This window comes from Nocardia sp. NPDC050413, assembly GCF_040655475.1.
GTDB lineage: Bacteria > Actinomycetota > Actinomycetes > Mycobacteriales > Mycobacteriaceae > Nocardia > Nocardia coubleae.
The window spans coordinates 183,362-204,747 of record NZ_JBFAJZ010000001.1; the positions used below are offsets into that span (position 1 = coordinate 183,362).

Annotated in this window: 15 protein-coding genes; 9 read left to right on the forward strand and 6 right to left on the reverse strand. The window is 67.3% G+C overall.

The window, feature by feature from the left end; translation table 11 throughout:
* Window position 1: 1 nt before the first annotated feature.
* The 5 genes from AB0I19_RS00915 to AB0I19_RS00935 all read left to right on the forward strand — a co-directional run bounded on the left by AB0I19_RS00915 (window position 2) and on the right by AB0I19_RS00935 (window position 6,880).
* Complete coding sequence (locus tag AB0I19_RS00915; protein WP_357143089.1) at window positions 2–316, forward strand: multidrug efflux SMR transporter; 315 nt, start codon at window positions 2–4, stop codon at window positions 314–316.
* Window positions 317–549: 233 nt separating this feature from the next.
* Window positions 550–3,105 (forward strand): hypothetical protein, encoded by a 2,556-nt coding sequence (locus AB0I19_RS00920; protein ID WP_357143091.1) that lies wholly within the window; start codon window positions 550–552, stop codon window positions 3,103–3,105.
* Between the two features lie 28 nt (window positions 3,106–3,133).
* Window positions 3,134–3,580 carry a hypothetical protein gene (locus tag AB0I19_RS00925; protein ID WP_357143093.1) on the forward strand — a complete coding sequence of 149 codons (447 nt, stop codon included), beginning with the start codon at window positions 3,134–3,136 and terminating at the stop codon, window positions 3,578–3,580.
* 16 nt (window positions 3,581–3,596) lie between these two features.
* Window positions 3,597–6,167: an Hsp70 family protein gene (locus AB0I19_RS00930; protein WP_357143095.1), complete on the forward strand. Its 2,571-nt coding sequence runs from the start codon at window positions 3,597–3,599 to the stop codon at window positions 6,165–6,167.
* Window positions 6,164–6,880 carry a hypothetical protein gene (locus AB0I19_RS00935; protein WP_357143097.1) on the forward strand — a complete coding sequence of 239 codons (717 nt, stop codon included), beginning with the start codon at window positions 6,164–6,166 and terminating at the stop codon, window positions 6,878–6,880. The genes AB0I19_RS00930 and AB0I19_RS00935 overlap by 4 nt, the downstream gene beginning before the upstream one ends.
* Before the next feature lie 13 nt (window positions 6,881–6,893).
* On the opposite strand, the gene AB0I19_RS00940 is transcribed toward AB0I19_RS00935, so the two are convergent.
* Both AB0I19_RS00940 and AB0I19_RS00945 read right to left on the reverse strand, forming a co-directional pair.
* On the reverse strand, window positions 6,894–8,174 hold the full coding sequence (locus AB0I19_RS00940; protein WP_357143099.1) for a DoxX family protein: 1,281 nt from the start codon (window positions 8,172–8,174) through the stop codon (window positions 6,894–6,896).
* Window positions 8,171–8,635 carry a M15 family metallopeptidase gene (locus AB0I19_RS00945; protein ID WP_357143101.1) on the reverse strand — a complete coding sequence of 155 codons (465 nt, stop codon included), beginning with the start codon at window positions 8,633–8,635 and terminating at the stop codon, window positions 8,171–8,173. The genes AB0I19_RS00940 and AB0I19_RS00945 overlap by 4 nt, the downstream gene beginning before the upstream one ends.
* A gap of 203 nt (window positions 8,636–8,838) precedes the next feature.
* Between AB0I19_RS00945 and AB0I19_RS00950 the strand changes: the two genes are divergently transcribed.
* Both AB0I19_RS00950 and AB0I19_RS00955 read left to right on the forward strand, forming a co-directional pair.
* Window positions 8,839–9,513, forward strand: a complete 675-nt coding sequence (locus AB0I19_RS00950; RefSeq protein ID WP_357143103.1) for a response regulator transcription factor — start codon at window positions 8,839–8,841, stop codon at window positions 9,511–9,513.
* Window positions 9,506–10,579 (forward strand): HAMP domain-containing sensor histidine kinase, encoded by a 1,074-nt coding sequence (locus tag AB0I19_RS00955; protein ID WP_357143105.1) that lies wholly within the window; start codon window positions 9,506–9,508, stop codon window positions 10,577–10,579. The genes AB0I19_RS00950 and AB0I19_RS00955 overlap by 8 nt, the downstream gene beginning before the upstream one ends.
* A 16-nt stretch (window positions 10,580–10,595) precedes the next feature.
* Here AB0I19_RS00955 and AB0I19_RS00960 read toward each other — a convergent pair whose 3' ends face one another.
* On the reverse strand, window positions 10,596–11,198 hold the full coding sequence (locus AB0I19_RS00960; RefSeq protein ID WP_357143107.1) for a TetR/AcrR family transcriptional regulator: 603 nt from the start codon (window positions 11,196–11,198) through the stop codon (window positions 10,596–10,598).
* 113 nt (window positions 11,199–11,311) lie between these two features.
* On the opposite strand from AB0I19_RS00960, the gene AB0I19_RS00965 reads away from it, so the two are divergent.
* Window positions 11,312–12,133, forward strand: a complete 822-nt coding sequence (locus AB0I19_RS00965) for an SDR family NAD(P)-dependent oxidoreductase (RefSeq protein WP_357143109.1) — start codon at window positions 11,312–11,314, stop codon at window positions 12,131–12,133.
* 429 nt (window positions 12,134–12,562) lie between these two features.
* Here the strand turns inward: AB0I19_RS00965 and AB0I19_RS00970 are convergent, their stop codons facing one another.
* The 3 genes from AB0I19_RS00970 to AB0I19_RS00980 form a co-directional block, all read right to left on the reverse strand.
* Complete coding sequence (locus AB0I19_RS00970) at window positions 12,563–18,487, reverse strand: amino acid adenylation domain-containing protein (RefSeq protein ID WP_357143111.1); 5,925 nt, start codon at window positions 18,485–18,487, stop codon at window positions 12,563–12,565.
* 75 nt (window positions 18,488–18,562) lie between these two features.
* Window positions 18,563–19,504, reverse strand: coding sequence for a methionyl-tRNA formyltransferase (locus tag AB0I19_RS00975; RefSeq protein ID WP_357143113.1), 942 nt, complete (start codon window positions 19,502–19,504; stop codon window positions 18,563–18,565).
* A gap of 86 nt (window positions 19,505–19,590) precedes the next feature.
* The gene (locus AB0I19_RS00980) at window positions 19,591–20,304 is read right to left on the reverse strand and encodes a helix-turn-helix domain-containing protein (protein ID WP_357143115.1); all 714 of its coding nucleotides are present in this window, start codon (window positions 20,302–20,304) and stop codon (window positions 19,591–19,593) included.
* A gap of 188 nt (window positions 20,305–20,492) precedes the next feature.
* On the opposite strand from AB0I19_RS00980, the gene AB0I19_RS00985 reads away from it, so the two are divergent.
* The gene (locus AB0I19_RS00985) at window positions 20,493–21,314 is read left to right on the forward strand and encodes an alpha/beta hydrolase (protein ID WP_357143117.1); all 822 of its coding nucleotides are present in this window, start codon (window positions 20,493–20,495) and stop codon (window positions 21,312–21,314) included.
* The last annotated feature ends 72 nt before the right edge of the window (window positions 21,315–21,386 follow it).

Genomic DNA, 21,386 nt, shown 5'->3' on the forward strand with positions numbered 1-21,386 from the left:
GATGTCGTGGATTCTGCTTGTCGTGTCGGGATTCCTGGAAGCTGTGTGGGCGACCGCACTGGGTAAATCCGAAGGCTTCACCCGGCTCGTGCCGTCGGTGCTGTTCTTCGTCGCTCTGCTGGCGAGTATGGCCGGGTTGGCGATCGCGATGCGCGAACTTCCGGTAGGTACCGCGTACGCGGTCTGGGTGGGTATCGGCGCGGTCCTCACCGTCGCCTTCGCCATGGCCACCGGTGAAGAGCCGGTGACCATATTCAAGCTCGTGTTTCTCACGATGATCGTGACGGGCGTCGTCGGGCTCAAACTCGCCCACTGAATCAGACCGCCTGCTCCCGGGGCATTCGTTCCTGCTTCGGGGGCAGCGCCCGGCTCGGACTTGACGAAGTTCCTCGCGTCGTCGATCGTGAAAGCTGAAGGCTGTTCGGCCGCAACATGGTTGAGCACTGTCTTCCGAGTTGCCCGGTATCGGGAGGATGCCGGGGCTCGTTCGGGAGAGGGGATAGCCGTGGCTGCGGATCGATCAGGGCCGGCCGACCGGAGTACTTCGCGGTGAAATGGCCCTGGTCGTCGGGTGACAAGGAGCGCGGCAACGCGGAGAAGCGTGCGCCCGCACAACCGGCCGGCCCCGCACAACCGCCCGTCGGCGAGCCACTGAGCATCGCCGATCAGGCGCGAGCCCGGCTGACGATGATCGAAACGTTCCTCGGTCGCCCCGGCACACCCATCACCCCGGAGTTGCGGCAGCGACTGCACGACGACCTCGTCGAAGCCGCCTCGACCTTGCCCGATGCGACGATCCGGATGCTGCCTACCGTCGAGAAGCGGTGCGGGCTCACCGACGACACGGTTCAACTGATATTCCGTGCGTGGCTACGTCGCCCTGATGCCGGTGCCTTCGCCGAAACCTGGTCCGTTGCCGCCGGATTGATGAAGGCAGTCACCGGAGTGTCGCAGCCGTCGTCGCTGTGCGTGTGGTTCGGAAACGCTGTTCGGGCCGAGGATCCCGATGTGTCACCGGAGTTTCGTGCCATCGCCACCGCACACCTGACCGAGCTGGTCGACGCGCAGTTCGAGAAGTACGCATTCAGCGGTGGTTCCAGCGTGGAGTGGCAGGTGATGTACGCGCTCGGGCCCGGCACGCGCGCGGAGTGGTATCGCCGATTCGGTGACCGCGCCGCCGCGCGTGGCGACAAGGCGGGCGCCCGACGACGCTACGCGCTCGCGGAACGGTTCGGTGGCGACAGCGCTGCGCAGCCGTCGCGGTCGCCGACCCGTCCGGGATACACGACCGGGCCTTCCCGACGGGCGGATCACCAGCCGCCGCGGCCAACATCGGCGCGTCTCGGACTCGAGATGGGTTCCGCACCGGTGACGGTCTCGCCGCCGCGCAAGGAACCGCCGACTCCCGCACGACCGCCCACCCCTGAGCCTGCGGCTTCGCAGACACCCGCGCGCCCGACCCCTGTCGACGTGAGCAGGAAACTCTTGCTGGCCGCGTCGGATGTCATGCACGGCCGGTCGGGCGCACCACGATTGGCTGACAGCCCGCCGCAGTCGGTCGAGCAGCCGCTGCGGATGGCGGTTCGGTTCGTCACCGCGTTGTCCCGGCTGCGCGAGGGTGACCAGGCCGCCGCCGAAGCCGAATTGCGTGAAATCATCCGCGAACCCGCCGACTTACCGGCCGACGAGGACATGCACGCGAACGCCCATCTCGTACTCGGGCTGCTCGTACAGGATTCGCGACTGTTGGCGGCGGGGGTACGACAGCTTCGCGATCGGCACGGCGACCGATGGGCGAGCGTGTCGATGGTCGATCAGGAGGCGATATCGACCATGCGCGCCCGCGCCGCCGCGAGAGAGGCGGCGGCGGCGGACACGCCCGAAGCCTCCGACCTCGATCCTGCCCAGCTCCGGCACGCCCGCGCGAATCTCGCCGAAGCCGCACGGGCGGCGCTGATTTCGTGTGCGGAGGAAGCAAACGCTTCGCTCGCGCGGGTCCGCCGGATCATCGGGGTCGCCCGCGGCGGTCAGGCCGCGGAACTGACCCGCATCGCCGACCGGATCGGCGACATCGCGGCAGGCAGCGACCCGTCGGCACCGCCGCCGTCGGCCCGGCTTGCGCTGACCGCCTTACGGCAGGACGGCGTGATCCGGCCGTGGACGCAGCCGGCCATGCGACTGTGGGAGAAATACGATCCCGGCGATCTGGTATCGGTCCACCATCGCGCGATCGCCGAGCACGCCAAGGCCTACTACCTCGAACTCGAGGGCGATCACACCGCCTTCCTCCATTGGGACGCCGCGCTGCGGCACTGGGCGACGCTGTACGACAGCGCCGAGTTCTGGGAGTCGATGCGCGGACATCTCGGCAAGGTGATGTCGGACGTGACACCGCCGGAACTGGAGCGGGCGATCGATCAGGTCCGCGCGGACCTGCCCGAACAGCTGCTCGAACCGCATGCCACGCGGATCCGAACGCTGTGGCAGAAGCAGCCTGCACGTGCCCGAGCGCATATGCGGACGATCCGTACGGCGCCGTTCCCGGAGACGGTCAAGTCGGCCACGCGGTCGAGAGTGGGCTATGAGGCCGAGGTGGCGGTGCGGCGGCTGGCCAAGGCGGGAAGTGAAGGGCAAGCCCTGGATCTGGTCGCCGCGTGGTTGCGCGTAGATTCGGACAGCGTCCAATTGGCCGAAGCCGCCCTCGATATCGGCATCGACCATATGCAGGCCAGACAGAACATTTCGTCGCAGATGTACCCGGCTCGGTTGTTGCTGGACCGGATCACCGAGATGACCGCCCCGATCAACGACACGCTCGGACTCACCCGTTCCCGGACCACCGCCACCACCACCCACCAGTGGTCGGCCGCGGTGTCGGCGGCGGACCGTTCGGCCTACGCGGCGAAACTGGCCCGACACGAATTCTGGTTCGGCACTTGCCTGATGTTCATCGCCTTCGACCAGCGCCACCAGATGTCGGCGCTTCGGCTGTGCGGTGAAGCGGCCGGGCACTTCCGGTGGGCTATCGGCCTCGGACTGCCAGACCTACCGCCCTACGACTCGGTGCGTGAACTGCTGGCGACCGCCTCGATCGGGGAGCGCTGACGATGGAACTCACCGGAGGGCGACGGCAATGACGAACCCATGGCAATGGACCGGGTCGAACCCCTACTACTCCACGGCATTCCAGATCCTGGACCTCGACCCCACAGCGGGCCCGTCGGTGGCCCGTGCCCGTATCGCGGCGCGGCGCAAGCGGATCGCCTTCGACCCGGGCAGGTTTCCCCTGTTCGGCGCGGTGCTCACCGTGGCGCAGGTGAATGCCGCCGATGAGCAACTGGGGTCGCCGGAAACCCGGCTGGCGGCGGAATTGCTCACCCACCGGCCCGTGCCCGCCGAATCGGAGGTGGCCGAGCTCGCCGAACTACAGCAACTCGCGGACGAACTGGACGCCGCGGTCGCCCGTGATGCCGAGGACGCGGCCGAAGCGGTACCCGGCGCCGTGCCGGGGCTGAACTACCAGGTCCTGCCCAAGCTGCTGCCACCCGCTCTCGGCCCCGAACTGCACGCACTGCGCTGAAACAGGAGAACACCGAATGACGCTGGTCGCCGGAATCGACCTCGGCACGACGAACTGCTGCGTGGCCATTCCGGCCGACGCCGACATCCCGAACAAACAAGCGCTGATCGACCGACGCCGGTTGCGGCAGTTCGGGTCAGCGCTGATCGTCGCCAATCCCGACCTGTCGCTGACCACACCGTCGGCCATCTGGATCTCACCCGACGGCACCGTGCTGGTCGGTGCGCTCGCCAAACGCAAAGCACGCCATCCCGGTTCACCGCCCGCCATGTTCTTCAAGCGCAACATGGGCACCGATCAGCCGGTCACCGCGGGACACGCGACCATCACACCGCTGCAGGCCTCGGTGCACCTGCTGCGTCATCTCAAAACAATGGCGCAGGACGTGCTCGGTGTGCCGATCGACCGCGCCGTGATCACGGTGCCCGCATACTTCGAGACCAGCGCGAAGACACAGACCGGACTGGCAGGTGCCGAGGCCGGGCTCGAGGTGGTCGAAACGCTGATGGAACCGGTCGCGGCAGCGTTGGCGCACATGCACGAGTACCGCATGAAGGACTCCGAGGGACGCCGGTTCCTCATCTACGACCTCGGCGGCGGCACCTTCGACACCTCGGTGGTGAGCTGGGACCCGGACGGCGGATTCAGCAGTCGTTCCTTCGACGGCAACCGTTACCTCGGTGGGTACGACTTCGATCAGGCCATCGTCGACTGGATGATCGCCCAGCTGCCCGGCTACGACCTCGGTTTCCGGCCGGATCAACCACGCGACGCCGAATTGCTCGCACGGTTGCTGAGTTTGGCCGAGGCGGCGAAGCACGAGCTGAGCCGCGAGACGGAGACCGAGATCATCAGCCAGGACCTGGAAGATCGGTCCGGAAGTCCGATGACCATCAACCTGCCCTTCAGCAGGCCCGTCTTCGATCGGATGATCGAAGACCATCTCCGCGCGACCCTCGACCATTGCGCCGAAGCGCTGTCCAAGGCCCGGTTGAGCGACGCCGCTCTCGACGAGATCGTGCTGGTCGGCGGCTCGTCGAGAATCCCGCTGGTCGCGACGCTGCTGGAACAACGCTTCGGTATCACACCGCGCCTGTTCCATCCGGAACTCGTCGTCGCGGTCGGCGCGGCTCTCAAGGCGGCGAGCCGCGGTACCCGTAGCTCGGTCCTCGAATTGGAACCGCTGGTGCCGCAAGGTGATTCGGTGGATATCGCCGGCCGGGTGCGGTGTCCCGACGAGTTGGGTCAACCGGTGCTCGTCCTGGTCGAGTCCGCCGACGGCGCACCGCTCGAACAGCGGGTCAACGATGACGGCGCCTTCCTGTTCATCGACGTTCCGCTGGCCGCCGAGGGCGAAAGCTCTTTCACCGTGCGAGTGCTGGCCGACGGGCAACAGGTCGACACCGGACACCTCACCGTGACAGGACACGACGAGACGCCCGCATTGGACCTGGCGGGAGATGTGCTCGCACACGACTTCTCGGTGGAGCTGGTGGACGGTCGGCTGGCGCGAATCGTGAAGGCGGGCACCAAGATTCCGCACCGCGTCAGCCAGCATCTGGAGACCGCGCGAGCGGGGACCGCGTTGCGGGTACGGCTCTACGAGGGCCGTATACCGATCGGTTCGGTGCAGATCCATGACCTGCCGGAGGATGTGGCTCCGGGAACCGCTGTCGAACTGTCCCTGGAATTCGCGGTCGGGTGGACCATTCACGCGTCGGTGCGGCTGCCGCAGCTGGACCGGGCGGCCACCGCCGTCATCGACATCCCGGTCCGTCAGGTCGCGTCGTGGACAGAGATCCGGTCGAGGACCGCACGGGCGCATGCTGCGTGGCGTCAGGTGCGTCCCGAGGTGCATCAGGCCGAGTCGGCGAAGGCGGCACCGGATCTCGAACAGCGGTTGGTCGCGGTGGAAGGGCTGATCGTCGGCGCGAAGGACCAGGCGAAGGCGCACCACATGCTGCTCGAAGCCGAGACGATCTTGCAGACCTTGCAGGAGAGCGAGGGCCCCGAAGCGTATCTGGAGCCGCCGCTGGCCGATTTCGAGGACAGAATGGGCACGCTCACCAATCTGGTGGTCTGGCTCGAACGCGACCTTCCCGGCGAGGCGCAGCCGTTCCGGTACCGTCAGGACGGCGTGGCGGCCGAGGCACGGGCCGCCTACGAGGCCGGTGATTTCACCGCGTGGCGCAGGGCGAACGAGAAGCTCGACGATCTGGTCCGCGAGGTCGTGCGGACCCCACTGATCCGGGAAATCCTGGCCGTCGGTGCATCGCCGACGGAATACCGCGCCTGGCTGACGGCTGAGATCGATACAGCCGATCAACTGATCCGCCGCAGGTACGACACTCTGCTGAACGATCCACGTCTGGCGTCGGCGGAGAAATCGAAACTGCCCTCGGAGCGCGACCTCTTCCTCGGTGAGCTGCAGCTGATCGCCGCAACCATGCGGGATGTCGACCTGTCCCGCCCCGCCGCCCGCGAGCATCTGCACACCATCTACACCGGCCGCCTGCAACCGCTGCACGCGCGCGTCGAGCGGTGGGGCCGGGAAACCGGCATTCGCTGGAACCCTGGCGTGGCGTGAGCAGCCCCGTAGTGTTGGTGATCGGGCTCCTCGGCTTGGTGCTGGTGGTGTGGCTGGTCTGGCTGATCGTCCGCAGCAGCCGAGAGCGGCGCCGTCAGCGCGTGGTCGATCAGCTGCTGTCGGTGGCGGCGTCGGGGGATACCGCGCGGCTGCGCGAAATCGTCGAAACCGGTGCGTACATCAATACGGTGGCAGCGCAGGGAAACAGCGCGCTGCATCTGGCGTACTACACCGGCCAGCAGGAAGCGATCGAGAATCTGCGGGCTTACGGCGCAGACGCCAATTTGCGCAACAACGAGGGGCTCACTCCGGCCGAGATGAGCTCGCTTGCCCACATCGAGAACCTGCTGCGCGAAGGTGCCTGGTATCTCAATCGCGACGGCAGCTGGCGCGATAGGGGTCAGGGGTACCGGGTGTACACCCGGCTCGGCCAGTTTCCGGAACGGATCTACAATCCGGCAGTCGTGCGTCAGGTATTGCGGCGCGAACAGCGCAGGGAACTGCTGATCCTGGCGATCAAGCTCGGCCGGACGGGCTCCGAGGAAAAGCTGGCTGAAGCGCTGCAAGCCTTCGGTGACAAGCACATGGCCGAGGACTACCTCAACTGCGGCTCGCGCTTCCTGCACGACGCAGCCGAGCAGTGGGCCAGGGCGAACAACTACCGCATCTTCAGTCGGTCGGGTTGGGCCAATGTCGGCTGGGGACGGTTCTGAATGGACACGTCGGCTAGCGGAAGTACGGATAGTTCTGCACCCAGTGGAATCCGCGACTGCGCAAGGTGAAGCTGTCGAGGTCCAGGCGTTCCAAGGTGACGACGAGTGGGCGGTTGTGCAGTTCCCCGCGCAGTATCAGGAGGTCGGGGGTGGGTCTCTGGGTGGACACAGTTGCGAGTGGTCCTGTCGGTCTGGCGAGTTCGAGCTGCCCGCCGGGGGAGAGCTCGGCTTCCACCGGAACGAATTCACCATCCATCCGCTGAATGGTTGCCGACCCCGGGCGTTCGAAAATCAGTCGTTGCCAACGGGTTCCGTCGGTGGTGAGCGGTAGTGCGACCTGTCCGTCGACGGTGAATTCCCGCACGTCCCAGATCCCGTACAGCTCGGACTTGGGGCTACCTGCCCCGTGCTGTTCCTGCCACACCACCCACCGGTCGTACCCGCTGGCCAGTGCGACCCAGAGTCCCAGACCCGCCACGACCCATTTCGCGATGCGGTTCTTCCGTTCTTCGGCGAAGAGCGACGGTAGCGACAGCGGCGCGCAACCACCCTGCAGTACGAACACATCGAACAGCCGTCGCAGATAGGGCGCGAGCAGCACCAGGCTGATCAACAGCAAATGCGCGGCGAGCAACTTCTCCGGAATGTCGAACGTCATGTTCAGCAGCAGGATTTGCGCCGTACTGAGCAAACACAAAAGCGCACCGAGCACCATCGTCCGGGAGAAGAACAGCAGCAGACCCGCGACGACTTCCACAGCACCGAGCGACATCTCGTATGCGGGGGAACTGCCCACCTGCAACCACAGCACCGAGGCCGGACTCAGATCGCCGTACGGTTGCAGCAACTGTGCCAACGACGGCCCGGGCATCTGGGTCGGGATCAGCTTCGCGAACCCGAATCCCACCATCTGCGCACCGAGGCACAACCTCAGGAACAGGGAGAACCAGGCGGTGAGCCGGGGGTACGCCGTGCGGCGATCGAATGCCGTCCACACCGCGGCGACAACCACCGCGAGGACCAGCAGACACAGCACCAGCACCCACACCGCCGCCTGATCGCCGGCACCGGAATCCTTGTGCTGCACCGCATCGACGCCGAAGAACGTCCGGCCCACCCACCCGGTGACGGGGTCGGTCAGCGACATGTCCCACGGGCTCACATAACGGCGCACCCACCGCCCGAGGATGCCGAGCAACGCGAACGGAATATAGGTGTTCAGCAGGCAGAACAGAACGAAATAGACCACACAGAACCGAAACGCGACGAGCGTGGCGGGCCGGGGAATGGTCACCGCTGCATCCTCGGGTCCTCGGTGGGGTCGGCAAACCGTGCCGGGCAGCCGTTTTCCGCGGCGTCGCGGCGCAGTTCGTAATGCCAGGGTTCGTTGTCGTAGATCTGGCACAGCCCATACGCGGCGCCGTGGGCGGACAACCACGCCGTCGCCGCGCTGTGCCCGATGTCGACCGCGTCACCCGACACATGCGCGGAGGTTTCCGCGGTAGCCACCCATCGGGCGGCCTCGGCCTCGGACCCGTACTTGCCGACCGCCTCGTGCAGCAGCCGGGTCTGGTGTTCCGCGGACCGCCAGCCACTGGTGACCACGAATTCCACCCCCTCGCTCCCCGCGTCGACGGCGGCCCGACGCAGCGCATCGAGCAATTCGGGGTCGAGATTGGCCACCGAGGGCGACTGGTCGTCGAAGACCCCCGCACCGGGCGAACCAGGGTCGCCACGGGGAATATCGATCGACAACGCTACGGAGGACAATCGGTCCGGCGATTGGTGGACAAAGAACGCCACAGCGCCTGCCGCGGTAAGAGCAGCGACAGCTGTCGCTAGAATTCCCCGGATATTTCTCTGATTCATGCAGTCAGTCAAGACAATGCGGCGTTGCACGCACGTATGCGATTTTCGATACGCCGACGATATGTTCCCGCTGGAAGAATCGAGAGTCGATGCGTGTACTGATCGTCGAGGACGAACCCTATCTGGCCGAAGCCATCCGCGACGGCCTGCGCCTGGAAGCCATCGCCGCCGACATCGCGGGCGACGGCGACACGGCACTGATGCTGCTCGACATCAACACCTACGACATCGCCGTCCTCGACCGTGACATCCCCGGTCCCTCCGGCGACGAGATCGCCGAACACATCGTCGCCTCCGGCAGCGGGCTGCCGATCCTGATGCTCACCGCCGCCGATCGCCTCGACGACAAGGCAACCGGTTTCGAGCTCGGCGCCGACGACTACCTCACCAAACCGTTCGACTTGCGCGAACTGGTCCTGCGCCTGCGCGCCCTCGACCGCAGGCGCGCCCACAGTCGGCCACCCGTCCGCGAGATCGCCGGTCTGCGTCTGGACCCGTTCCGTCGCGAGGTCTACCGCGACGACCGCTACGTCGCGCTGACGCGCAAACAGTTCGCGGTGCTCGAGGTGCTCGTCGCGGCCGACGGCGGTGTCGTGAGTGCGGAAGAACTTCTGGAACGCGCCTGGGACGAGAACGCGGACCCGTTCACCAATGCCGTCCGCATCACCGTCTCGGCGCTGCGCAAACGTCTCGGCGAACCATGGATCATCGCGACCGTTCCCGGCGTCGGCTACCGCATCAGTACGGGAGGTGACGGTGGATAGGGCACCCGGGCTGAGTGTCCGTCTCAAGCTCACCCTCAGTTACGCGGGTTTCGTCATGCTCGCGGGAACCTTGTTGCTCGTCGCCGTCATGATCTTCTATCTGTACTACCTGCCTGCCGGATGGATCGACACCACCGGCAACTTCTGGATCAACCGGCGGCTGCTGCTCCGCTCGTTCGCGCCGTTCATGGCCGCCGTCCTGCTCTTCCTGATGGTCTTCGGCTTGGTCGGCGGCTGGTTCCTGGCCGGACGAATGCTCGCCCCGCTGACCCGGATCACCGCCGCTGCCCGCCTGGCCGCCAACGGCTCCCTGTCGCACCGCATCCGGCTCGCCGGCACCGCCGACGAATTCCGTGAACTGGCAGATACTTTCGATGCCATGCTCGCCCGGCTGGAAGCCCACGTCACCGAGAACCAGCGGTTCGCCGCCAACGCATCCCACGAGCTACGCACTCCCTTGGCGATCACCCGAACCATGCTCGAGGTGGCCCGTGACGATCCCCCCGACGATCCGGGTGACCTGATCGAACGCCTCCAGACCGTCAACAGCCGGGCCATCGATCTCACCGAAGCCCTGCTCGTGCTCAGTCGAGCCGACCAGCGGTCGTTCACGCCCGAGCCCGTCGACCTGTCGCTGCTCGCCGAAGAAGCCACCGAGACGCTGATCCCCTTCGCCGAAAAGCACGGCATCGCCCTCGAAACCGCAGGCGAGCCGACACCCACCGTCGGTTCGCATGCCCTGCTCCTGCAGCTGACGACGAACCTCGTTCACAACGCGATAGTCCACAACCGGCCCGGCGGGACCGCGTGGACAACGACCCGCCGCTATTCCGATTCGGTGGTCCTCACGGTCGAGAACACGGGCGAAACCCTTACTCCACGAACGGTTTCCACACTCGTCGAACCGTTCCAGCGTGGGTCCGAACGCATTCGCACCCACGATTCCGGCGTGGGCCTTGGACTGGCCATCGTCGACAGCATCACCCGAGCCCACGCTGGCACTCTGACGCTCACCCCGCGTCCGGGCGGTGGGTTGCGCGTGTCGGTGCAGCTGCCGGCTCGTTAGATCGCCTGGAGGTCGGTCACGATGATGGAGCCCGAAATGCGCGCAGCGTGACGTCGACGAGGGAATCGGCGTATTCGGCGGTGAGGGGCCCGGACCTGTGTAGCCACCGCTGGAACAACGGGGCGTAGAGCACCTCCAAAACCAGGTCGAGATCCGCGCCTGGGTCGAGTTGGCCTGCCCGCTGTGCGCTGCGCAAGCGGGCCTTCTTCGCTTCGTCCACCGGACGCGCGAGCTTCTCGCGGAACTGGGCAGCGAGCTCGGGGTCGTTGACGATCTCGACCTCGAGAGCACGAATCGGACGCTCGAAGTCCGGGTCGGCGAACTCCGCGACCGTGGCCCGCATGACCACCTTCAGATCGGCCTCGATGTCCCCGGTGTCGGGCAGCTCCACCTGCGGCCCTTCCTCTGTGGTGCTCAGGGCGAGAAACGAATCGAAGATGACGGCTCCCTTGGACGGCCACCACCGGTAGATCGTCTGCTTGCCCACCCCGGCGCGTGCCGCGATGGCCTCGATGGAGACCTTCGTGTAGCCGACCTCGGAGATCAATGCGCGGGTGGCCGCGAGGATGGCTCGGCGCGATCGCTCGCTGCGCCGCGAACTGCCCTTGGCGTCGGTCATGGGGGCAGCTTATCAATCAACCGAGACGAGACGGTTCGGTTGACAACGAATGTCGATCCGCGTCAAAATTAACGAACCGAGACGGTCCGTCTCATATTAGGGAAGGGGTCGACATGACCACTGGCAAAGTCTGGTTCATCACCGGTGCGTCCCGAGGTCTGGGCCGAGCATTCGCCGAGGCGGCACTGAAGGCGGGCGATCGTGTAGTTGCCGTCGCCCGCAATATCGATCCACTCGACGATCTGGCTGCCACTTACCCGCAAACCTTGGCGCGGTTTTCTCTCGATGTCGCTGACCATGCGGCGGTATTCGACGGCGTACGCCAGGCATTCGACGCCTTCGGAAGGCTCGACGTGGTGGTCAACAATGCGGGCGGGATGCTCTACGGCATGGTCGAGGAAGCAACAGAGGACCAGATCAGGGCCCACCTCGACGTCAATTTCTTCGGCGCCGTCTGGGTGTCCCAGGCAGTGCTTCCGTATCTGCGCGCGCAGGGCGGTGGGCGTATCTTGCAGGTCACCTCGATGGGTAGCACCGGTGGCATGGCAACGGTCGGCTTCTACGGTGCGGGCAAGGTGGCACTGGACTCGCTGAGCGAAGCATTGGCCATGGAGGTCGACCGGCACGGCATCAAGGTCACCATCGTCGAAATGGGTGGTTACGCAACCGATTTGTTCACCACAGGCATGACGCTGACCGAACCCATGCCGCACTATGGCGACCTGCGTACCGAACTCGAAGAGATGTGGGGCGAGGAAACAGGCCCGGACCCGAGCACCGCCGCCCCGGTGATCCTGGAATTGGCAGCGCTGTCGGACCCGCCCCGGCGTCTGATCGTCGGCAGCCGCTCCTTCGACCAGGTCCGAGAACTGGACCGAACCCGGGCCGGTTTGTACCAGGAGTGGGAACATCTGAGCCGAATGGCGCCGGGCTGATCGAGTGCACGACGCCGACCCGAACCATTGCTCGGGTCGGTCGGCGCGTGTCTCGGGCGGTGAAGGATTCGGGCCGAAGCGCGCCGTCGGCAAAACTCCACTGCCGTCCGCCAGATCGCCCACCGCGCCCGCGGACACGCCGATGCCCGCCCCCCGAATGACGGTCTCGGCCGAAGAAACCCCGGCCGAACTCGAGTCGTTCCGCCGCGCCCTCGCCTCCGGCGGCCCGCAGGCCCTGCTGGACGTTCTCGCCCCCGAGGTCGTCCTCGTCAGCGACGGCGTGTGGTCAAGCGCGCGGCGCCGCGGCCGTCGCAGGCGCGGAGAACGTGGTCCGCTACATCCTCGGCGGAATCGGCGTACTTCGTCCGCACCCCACACAAACTGACCAGGATCGAGTCGGTGACATCCTTGACCCTGCGCTGACCCGGCTCACGACGGTCCTCGACCGGCCGGTCGCGTTCGCGACACCGCTTCGGCCGGGGTCGGTAGCAGGCCCTCGGTGATGAAACCGTCGACATAACGCTGGAGGACAGCCCCGTCGATGTCCGGGCACCGAACACCGGATCGAGCCAGGACCGCGCGGGTGCCGGTGTCGTCGACGATCAGGGCGTCGCCGCCACCGTTGAGGTAGTTCTCGGCCACGAGTGCCGCGCGCATCAGGTCGGCGTGCTGTGCGATCCGTCCGGCCAAGCGTTCGGCGGCATCGGCCACCGGCACGATGTCGATGGGAAATCCGGTGCGGCGCAGGGTGTTCAGGATGTCGCCGACATTGGTCGGCGCACTGTTTACCAAGTGGTAGATCTCGGTGTCCGGCTGCCGTCCGGTGGCGAGCGTGACCAGGGCGCGTGCCACGTAGTCGACCGGGGCCAAGGTGACCTCGGCGGACTCGATGTCGGGCGCGACCCCGAGATGGGCGGCCGATCGGATGAGTGTCCAGAACGCGTCGTCGGCGCTGTTCGCGCCGCTGCTGATCGATCCGGCGACCAGGCCGGGCCGGTGCACGGCGACCGGCAACCCACGTTCGGCTGCCGCGAGGACCAACTGCTCGGCCACCCATTTGGTGGCCAGATACCCGTTACGCGGTACCTGGTCGGCGGTGATCGCCGTGTGCTCGGTGACGATTCCGGTGTGGCCGACACCGACAGCCGCCGACACGGTCGACACGAAATGCAGGGCCTTCACCCTGGTATCGACGGCCAGTCGCAGGATCTCGACGGTTCCGGCGACATTCGCCGGGCGCAGGGCGGCATAGGATTCCAGGTGATTCACGCGGGCACCGTTGTGGTAGATCACCTCGATACGCGCGGCCAGCTCGGTCCACGTGTCGGGGGCGAGCCCGAACCGCGGTGCGGAGAGGTCGCCGGGCACCGGCACGACGCGGTCGGCGAGTCCGTCGGTCCCGAGTCCGTAGCGCCGCAGGGTTGTTTCGAGACGGCGCCGCGCGTCGTCGGTGTCGTCGGCGCGGACCAGGCACCAGACGCGCGACGGAGTGCGGTCGAGCAGCTCGCGCAAAAGGTGGATGCCGACGAAACCGGTGGCGCCGGTCAGGAACACATCGTCGGCCGAGGTCGGCGGCGGAGGGAAGGCCGCGGGCACCGTGACGGTGGGATCGAGGTGTGCGTCGGCGATCAGCATGTCGGTCCACTGTCCGGCCGCCGCCGCGCCGGATTCCGCTGTCACCGCCGCCGTCACCGCACGCGGCGTCGGCGCTTCGAACAACAGGCGCGGGTCGGCGTCGATGCCGAGCCGGGTCCGCAGCTCCGATCGGAGCGTGAAGACGAGCAGCGAAGTGCCACCGAGATCGAAGAAGCTGTCGTCGATCTCGACCGAATCTCGTTCCAGCACATCGGCGAACACCCGCGCCACCGCGAGCTCGCGCACGGTCGCCGGCTCGCCGCTGTGGGCAGGCGCGTCGGACGCGGGGTCGACTTGGGGGCATCCGGGCATGCCGAGCCCGGTCGTGCCGGACAGCTGCGCGAGGGTCACTTCGGGATGCGTGGCGACGGTCGTCAGGATGTCGCGGAACCGTGCCGCGAACGCGGTGACCGTCGCCTCCTCGTAGAGGTCGGTGGCATAGCGCAGGCTCCCCGTCAGACCGCCGGTGGCCGGGTGTTCGCGCAGCGTGAGGCTGAGGTCGAAATGTGTTGTTTCCCAGGGGATGTCGACAACGGATACGGTCAGGCCACCGAGGTCGAGCGAGGGCGGTGCGGGCAGGTTCTCGTAGGAGAACACGGCGTCGAACAGCGGGTGCCTGGTGCTGTCACGTGGCGGATTCACCGCTTCGACGATGTGATCGAAGGGGACCTCGGCATTGCCGAGCGCGGCGAGCGAGACCTCCCTCGCGCGCACCACCAGCGCCGTGAAGTGTTCCTGCGGATCGAGAGTCAGGCGCAACGGCAGGGTGTTCACGAACATGCCGACCAAGCGGTCGAGGGCGGGATGTGCGCGACCCGCGACCGGGGTCCCGATCGTCACATCCGTGCTCCCGGCCAGGTCTCCGAGCAGCACGGTGAATGCCGCGTACCCGGCCATGAAGGGAGTCGCGTTGTGTCGTCGGGCCAGTTCGGCAAGCGCTGTCGCGACGTCGGCGCCGATCTCGAACTCGACCACCGCACCGGCACCACCCGGCCTGCCGATGCCAGGGGCACGGACTCGATCGGTCGGTAGCGGCGGTCGGTCGGGCGGCCCGTCCAGCGCACGCACCCAGTGTGCGAGCTGACCGGCGGCGCGGGACCGCGGATCGTGCCGATCGCCGAGCCGCCGATGCTGCCACAGTGTGTAGTCGGCGTACTGCAGCGGCAACGGTTCCCACCGCGGTTGCCGTCGGGCGGCCCGCGCGGTGTACGCTGCGGACAGATCGGCCACGAGCGGACCGTGCGACCAGCCGTCGGCGGCGATGTGATGTGCCACCAGCGCGAGCACGTGCTCGTCGGGGCCGATAGCCCACAGCGCCAACCGGATCGGCGCGTCGGTGGTGACGTCGAAGGGCATTGTGACCGCCTCCGCGAGTGCGGCGTCCAGACCGTCCCGGTCGAGGGTGCGCGCGGTCAGCGGAGCCCGGCCGAGGGCCTCGTCGACGGCGAGGATGCGGACGCGCGGCCCGGCGCTGGTGCCGGGGTACACCGTGCGCAGCACCTCGTGCCGGTCGACCACATCCCGTACTGCCGCGTCGAGCGCCGTCAGATCGAGAGATCCCTTGAGCCGCAATGCGATCGGCAGGTGATAGGCCGACGACTCCGGGTACAGCTGATTGAGCAGCCACATCCGCAGTTGCGCCGGGGCGGGCGACAGGTGCTCGGGCCGGGTCAGCGGCGCCGGTGCGTCCAGGTCTTCGGCGTCGTCGAGTCGCAGTGCCAGCCCCGCGACGGTCGGCGCGTCGAAGACGGTGCGGACATCGAGACCGAGTCGTCCCGCGAGCGCGGTGGCGGTGAGCGAGGTCCCGCCGAGTTCGAAGAAGTCGCTTTCGGCCCCCACTACTTCGATGGCGAGAACCTCGGTGAAGGCCGCTGCCACCTTCCGCTCCGAATCTGTCGCGACGGGCCGGGAATCGTGGTGACCGAACACCGGCGCGGGCAGGCGACGGGTGTCGAGTTTGCCGTTCGGAGTCAACGGCAGCGTGTCGAGCACGAGGTAGGCGCTCGGACGTAGATACGCGGGCAGCTGCTCGGCGATCCGGAGCCGCACCTGCTCCACAACGAGCGGGCCGTCCGGCACCAGGTAGGCCACCAGATGGGTACCCCTCGAGTCCTGATGGGCAGTGACGGCGGCTCGGCCGACGCCGGGCAGGCCGGTGAGAGTGGTCTCGATCTCGCCCGGCTCGATGCGGTGCCCGCGCACCTTGATCTGGAAGTCGCTGCGGCCGTGGTAGATCAGTTCGGGCTCGGCGCCGGTGGTGAGCGTGACCAGGTCACCGGTGCGGTACACCCGCCCGCCGGGCGGGCCGAACGGATCGGCGACGAATCGGGCCGCGGTCAACGAGTGCCGACCGTGGTAGCCGCGCGCCAGGGCCGGGCCGCCGATGTAGAGCTCGCCGATGACACCGGGTGGCACCGGGCGCAGCCGGGCGTCGAGTACCAGGGCGTGGAATCCACGAAGCGGCGCGCCGATCGTCACCGATCGATCCGGCGTCAGCTCCGCGATGGTCGCGATGTCGGTCGCCTCGGTCGGGCCGTATCCGTTGCGCATCAACCGGTTTCGCGACCAGGCCGAAACCAGGTCGGCGCGGATCGCCTCCCCGCCGACACCGAGGACACGCAGTTCCGGCAGGGTCTCGGGATCGAGAGTCGCCAGCACCGCCGGGGTGATGATGGCGTTGGTCACCCGCTCGCGACGCATGAGCTCGGCCAGATCCGGTCCGGCCATCACGTAGCGCGGGGCAACCACCAGTGTCGCGGCACCGGCCAGCCCGCACAGGATCTCGCCGACCGCCATGTCGAAACCGGGGGAGGCGTGGTGCAGGGTCCGGGCACCGGGCCGCAACGCGTACCGGTCGCGCCGCTCCGCCGCCAGGTTCGCGAGACCACCGTGGGTCACCAGCACGCCCTTGGGGACACCGGTGGAACCGGAGGTGTAGATGAGGTAGGCGGGGTGCTCGGGCCGCGCGGCGACCGGCACCAGCTCCGCCTCCGGGGCCGCGTCGGGGTCGACGATCGTCCAGTGGACGGATCCGGGCAGATCGGCCGGGTGCTCGACACCGGTGACGCCGAGGACGGCACCGCAGTCGTCGAGGATGTGCGCGATGCGCTCGGCCGGGTATCCCACGTCGATCGGTACGAAGCCCGCCCCGGTCTTGGTGATCGCCCAGACAGCTCCGACCGAGGCGGCGGAGCGTTCCATGACCATCGCGACCAAGGACTCGGGGCCGGCCCCCGCGGCCTGCAGCGCACCGGCGAGGCGGTCGGTCCACGCGTCGAATTCCCGGTAGGTCCAACGCTTCTCACCGTAGACGACGGCGGTGCCGTCCGGATTTTCCGCGACAGCGGCGGCGATCAGCTCACCCAGCGTGGCCGGTGGACCAGCCGTCGGCCCGCACCAGGGAACGAGCAGGCCCGTCTCGGCGCCGGTGAGGACCGGCAACCGGTCGATCGCGAGATCGTCGTCGGCGGTCGCGAACTCCGTCAGGAAGCCGACGAATCGCTCCAGGTGCGCGGTGACCTCGGCTTCGGTGTATCGATGGCGGTTGGCTTCGAACTCGACCCGCAACCCGGAACCGGTCAGCGGATACACATTGAGCGCGAGGTCTTCGACCGGCCCGGTGGACAGTAGTTCGATAACGCCGCGCGCCGGGCCGAGCATCAACTCGGTGTGGAAGTTCATGATGTTGACGGCCGGTCCGAAGTTCAGCGACTCGGCTCGGCGACCACTGTCACGGATCATGTCGGCACCGCGATAGCGCTGATGACGGAGTGCCCCGCTCAATTCGGCACGCGCGCAGGCGATGGCGGCACCCACCGTGGCGCCCGAGCAGCGCAGCGGCACGATATTCGAAGTCATGGCACCGCATTCGCGCATCGCGGCGGTCGTGCGCGCGGTGACCGGCAGGCTCAGCGCGACCGACTCGGTGTCGGTCAGCCTGCCGAGAAACGCGGCGAACGCCGCCACCAGCACGGGCGCGATGCCGGGGAAGTCGGCGCGCGTACGCAATCGCTCGACCAGTGACTGCGGCAGCTCGGCGCGGGCGTGGACCGGGAGCGGGTCGGGAGCACCGGGTCGCGTCGCGAGAGTGACCGGGGCGGGCAGCACGGCGAGCTGCTCGCGCCAGTATTCGCGGTCGATCCCGTACCGTCGCGAACCCAGGTAACGCTGCTCCTCGGCCGCCAGAACCGCCGTTGAATCGACTGCGGCCGAAGGTAATTCGCGCCCCTCCAGCAGAGCAGTGTAATAGATGCTCAGCAGATGCTGCATGCGGACGGCGCCGAAGCCGTCGAGCGCCAGGTGATGCGCGCGGGTGTAGAGCAGGTGATGCTCCGAGCTGAGGCGCAGGACCGTGGTCACGATGGGTGGGTCGGCGATCAGATCGAACGGCGCACACTGATCGGCCCGCATCCACGCGCGGGCTGCGGCCGCCGGTTCGTCTTCCCCACTGCAGTCGACGAGGGCGATGTCATCGTCGATGCCACCGTCGTGCACCTGCCCCGGCTGCCCGTCGACGAGGGTGAACCGCACGTAGGCACCAAGATCACGTGCGGCCGAGCGGACCGCGCGGCGATATGCCGCCACATCGAGCGGTCCCCGCAGGTCGACATACTGGCCGACCGCGAGCGGCACCGGCCCGAGCAATTGCTGAGCGAACCACACCTCGCGTTGTGCTGCGGTGAGCGGGCGGACAGCAGGGGTCGAGCGGTGGGGGATCATGGTGCCTCAGAAGCTGGGAGCGAAGGTGGGAAATCCGCGCCCGTGCCGTCGGACGGGCGCTGCGGAACCGGGAACTCAGGTGGGAAAGTCGGTGAGATATCCACCGCGAGCGAAGAATTCGGCACCGTCGTACTCGGTACCCGTCGCGCTACGGACACGTTTGATCACCAATGCGTGGTTGCCACCGCGGTGCGGGTCGGCTCCACACACGACCGCGCCGCCACCTTCCTGAACGATCACCCGGCCCGCGGTGCCGCCGTAACGTGCCTCGGAGACCACCGCCTCGAGAATCTCGATGCGCTCACCGCGGTAGTAGGAGTAGGCGCGCGGATACGGCGCGGACAGCGCCCGCACGAACCGTTCCGATTCGGTCGCGTCCAGGGACCAGTCGATCCGGCTGTCGCGATCGGACCGCTTGTGGAAGTAGGTGCGCTCGGCCTTGTCCTGCGGCGTCCACACCGCGGTGCCGTTCTCGAGCGCCGCGAGCGCCTCGTGCACCGCGCCCGGAATCAACTCCATGCCGGCCAGCACGAGTTCGGTGCCGGTGGCGCCGGGCGGGATCGGCAGGCGCTTCTGGACCAGGATGTCGCCGGTGTCGAGTTGCTCGTCCATGCGATGCACCGTCAGTCCGAATTCCTCCGCACCGCTGATCAGTGCCCACAGCACCGGCGAGAACCCGGTGAATTTCGGTAGCAGCGAGTCGTGCAGGTTCAGGGTGCCGTGGGGCGGCATGTCGTACAGCTCCGCGGGCATCCAGGTGTACCAGCTGTTGACCACGATCACGTCGGGTCGGGCACGCTTCACGAGATCGATGGTCTCGGCGTCGGCACGTTCGGTGAGGTGCACCGGAATGCCGTGTTCGGTGGCCAGTTCCTCGACCGAGTCGTTCCAGATCGCCTTGTAGGCGGATTCCGCGGCCGGGTGGGTGACCGCCAGGACCACCTCGTGCTCCGAGTCGATCAGGGCCTGCAGGGTCTTACGACCCCAGGTTTGGAAACCGAACGACACGATGCGCATGGAACCGCCCTACTTTCGTCTATGTGTAGGCTTACCTTACATAGATGTCAATATGCTCGTGCGGTCTGCCCTGGCGGAGATGGGAATCAGGTTGTCGGCCAGGCCACTTCGTCGATCGCGAGCCACGGAGCCTTCGCGACAACGGTCGGTGTCATGTCGGTGATCGCCTTGGTGCGACGATGAAAATGCGATTGGTCGACATAGCCTGCCTCGACGGCGGCGTCCGCGGGCGAGCACCCTGCCACCAGGAGATGGGCGGCGTGGTCGAAGCGGACCAGGTCGGACGCGTGCTTGGGTGAGACTCCGATACAGGTCCGGAAGCGGGACCAGAGGTGCTGGCGGGTCCAGCCGGTCTCCGCGGCGAGGGTCTCGATGCGGATCCGGCCTCGGCTGCGGACGGTCTGGTCCCAGGCATACGCGATCTCGGGTGCTACACCGAACCCGCGATGCACCCGGCTTCGCAGGAATGCGGACACGATGGCGAACCGCTCGTGCCAAGTCGGCGTCGCACGGAGTCGCTCGGTCAAGCCGGTGGTTTCGTTGCCCCACAGGTCCGGCAGCGGTGTCACCGTGCCGCCGATGATGCCGGTGTCTCGGAGAACCGCCGCGGCGACGACGGGGGACATGCGGATCTGCAGGACGTCACCGACTCCTGTGCTGGTGATGCGTAGGGGGCCTGCGTGGAGTCCGATGATCGCGTTCCCGACGACCGGGCACCCGAGAACGTCGTACACGACTCCGTGTTCGCTGAGGTCGAGCAGGAGCGTGACCGAGGGATGCGGGATCATGGTGATTTCCACGGCGGCATCCCCGTGGTACCGGAATCCCGCCATCTGGATCCCCGGCATCGGCAATCGGCCCGGCACAGCGACATCAACCCGACTCCAGTCCCATCGGCTCGCTGCGTCCACGCATCCCAGGCTAACCGGAGTGAATGGTCTGACATTTGTCCAATACGGCGCCACGGGTCGACGGCGAAGCTGGCGGTATGAGCGAATCGAGTCCCACCAAGCCACGCGAGGACACGACAATCCGCGGATTGCACGTCGTCATCGACGGGAACCCGGCCGCACCGCCCCTGCTACTCGTTCACGGCTCGGGCGCAACCGGTTCGATGTGGGCACCGGTGGTGCCGTCGCTCGCGACGAAGTATCGGGTGATCACGATCGACCTGCCGGGATGCGGCCGGTCGGAGTCGGCATCGACGTACGCCGTTGCGCAACAAGCGGATCGGGTCGCGCAGGTGTTGGACGAGCTCGGCGTCCGAAATCTGAGGGTGGTCGGTCACTCCAGCGGCGGGTATGTCGCGACGGCCCTTGTAGAGTGCCGTCCCGATCTGGTCGGCGAGCTGGTCCTGCTCAGCACGGGGCCGAGTCTGGCAGCGCTGCTCCCTGAGCCCGCGATCATCCGGGCGCTCACCTCGCCGCCGTTCGGTCCGCTCGTGTGGGCGGTCCGCACCGATTCGATGATCCGTCGCGGACTGTCAGCGACCGCGGCGACGACGATCACGGTGCCCGACGGTGCCGTGGCCGACTTACGGGCGATGTCCTATCGAACTTTCCGTGCGATTCTCGCCGCCAACATCGACTACCTCGCCGCGCGGACCGTGCCCCAGCGCCTCATCGACGCCGGAAAGCCCCTCCTCGTGATCTTCGGGGATTCCGATCCTCGCTGGGACCCGGCGTCGGCGCACGACTACGAGGCGGTGCCGGGTGCCGAGCTGGAATACCTTCGCGGAGTCGGGCATCTCGCGATGCTCGAGGCCCCCGACACCCTTGCCCGCTCGATCCTCGACAGCGCGGAGTCCTAGCAGGTTTCCCAGCGCACCGACGAGATGTTGCTGCGTCTCGGCATCGCGTGTCGTGTTCTGGTTTCACGGTCA

Coding starts and splice junctions, on each gene's coding strand:
- AB0I19_RS00975 (WP_357143113.1), bottom strand. CDS start 19,504: ATGCGCATCGTGTCGTTCGGTTTCCAAACCTGGGGTCGTAAGACCCTG.
- AB0I19_RS00915 (WP_357143089.1), top strand. CDS start 2: ATGTCGTGGATTCTGCTTGTCGTGTCGGGATTCCTGGAAGCTGTGTGG.
- AB0I19_RS00985 (WP_357143117.1), top strand. CDS start 20,493: ATGAGCGAATCGAGTCCCACCAAGCCACGCGAGGACACGACAATCCGC.
- AB0I19_RS00970 (WP_357143111.1), bottom strand. CDS start 18,487: ATGATCCCCCACCGCTCGACCCCTGCTGTCCGCCCGCTCACCGCAGCA.
- AB0I19_RS00950 (WP_357143103.1), top strand. CDS start 8,839: ATGCGTGTACTGATCGTCGAGGACGAACCCTATCTGGCCGAAGCCATC.
- AB0I19_RS00930 (WP_357143095.1), top strand. CDS start 3,597: ATGACGCTGGTCGCCGGAATCGACCTCGGCACGACGAACTGCTGCGTG.
- AB0I19_RS00925 (WP_357143093.1), top strand. CDS start 3,134: ATGACGAACCCATGGCAATGGACCGGGTCGAACCCCTACTACTCCACG.
- AB0I19_RS00960 (WP_357143107.1), bottom strand. CDS start 11,198: ATGACCGACGCCAAGGGCAGTTCGCGGCGCAGCGAGCGATCGCGCCGA.
- AB0I19_RS00965 (WP_357143109.1), top strand. CDS start 11,312: ATGACCACTGGCAAAGTCTGGTTCATCACCGGTGCGTCCCGAGGTCTG.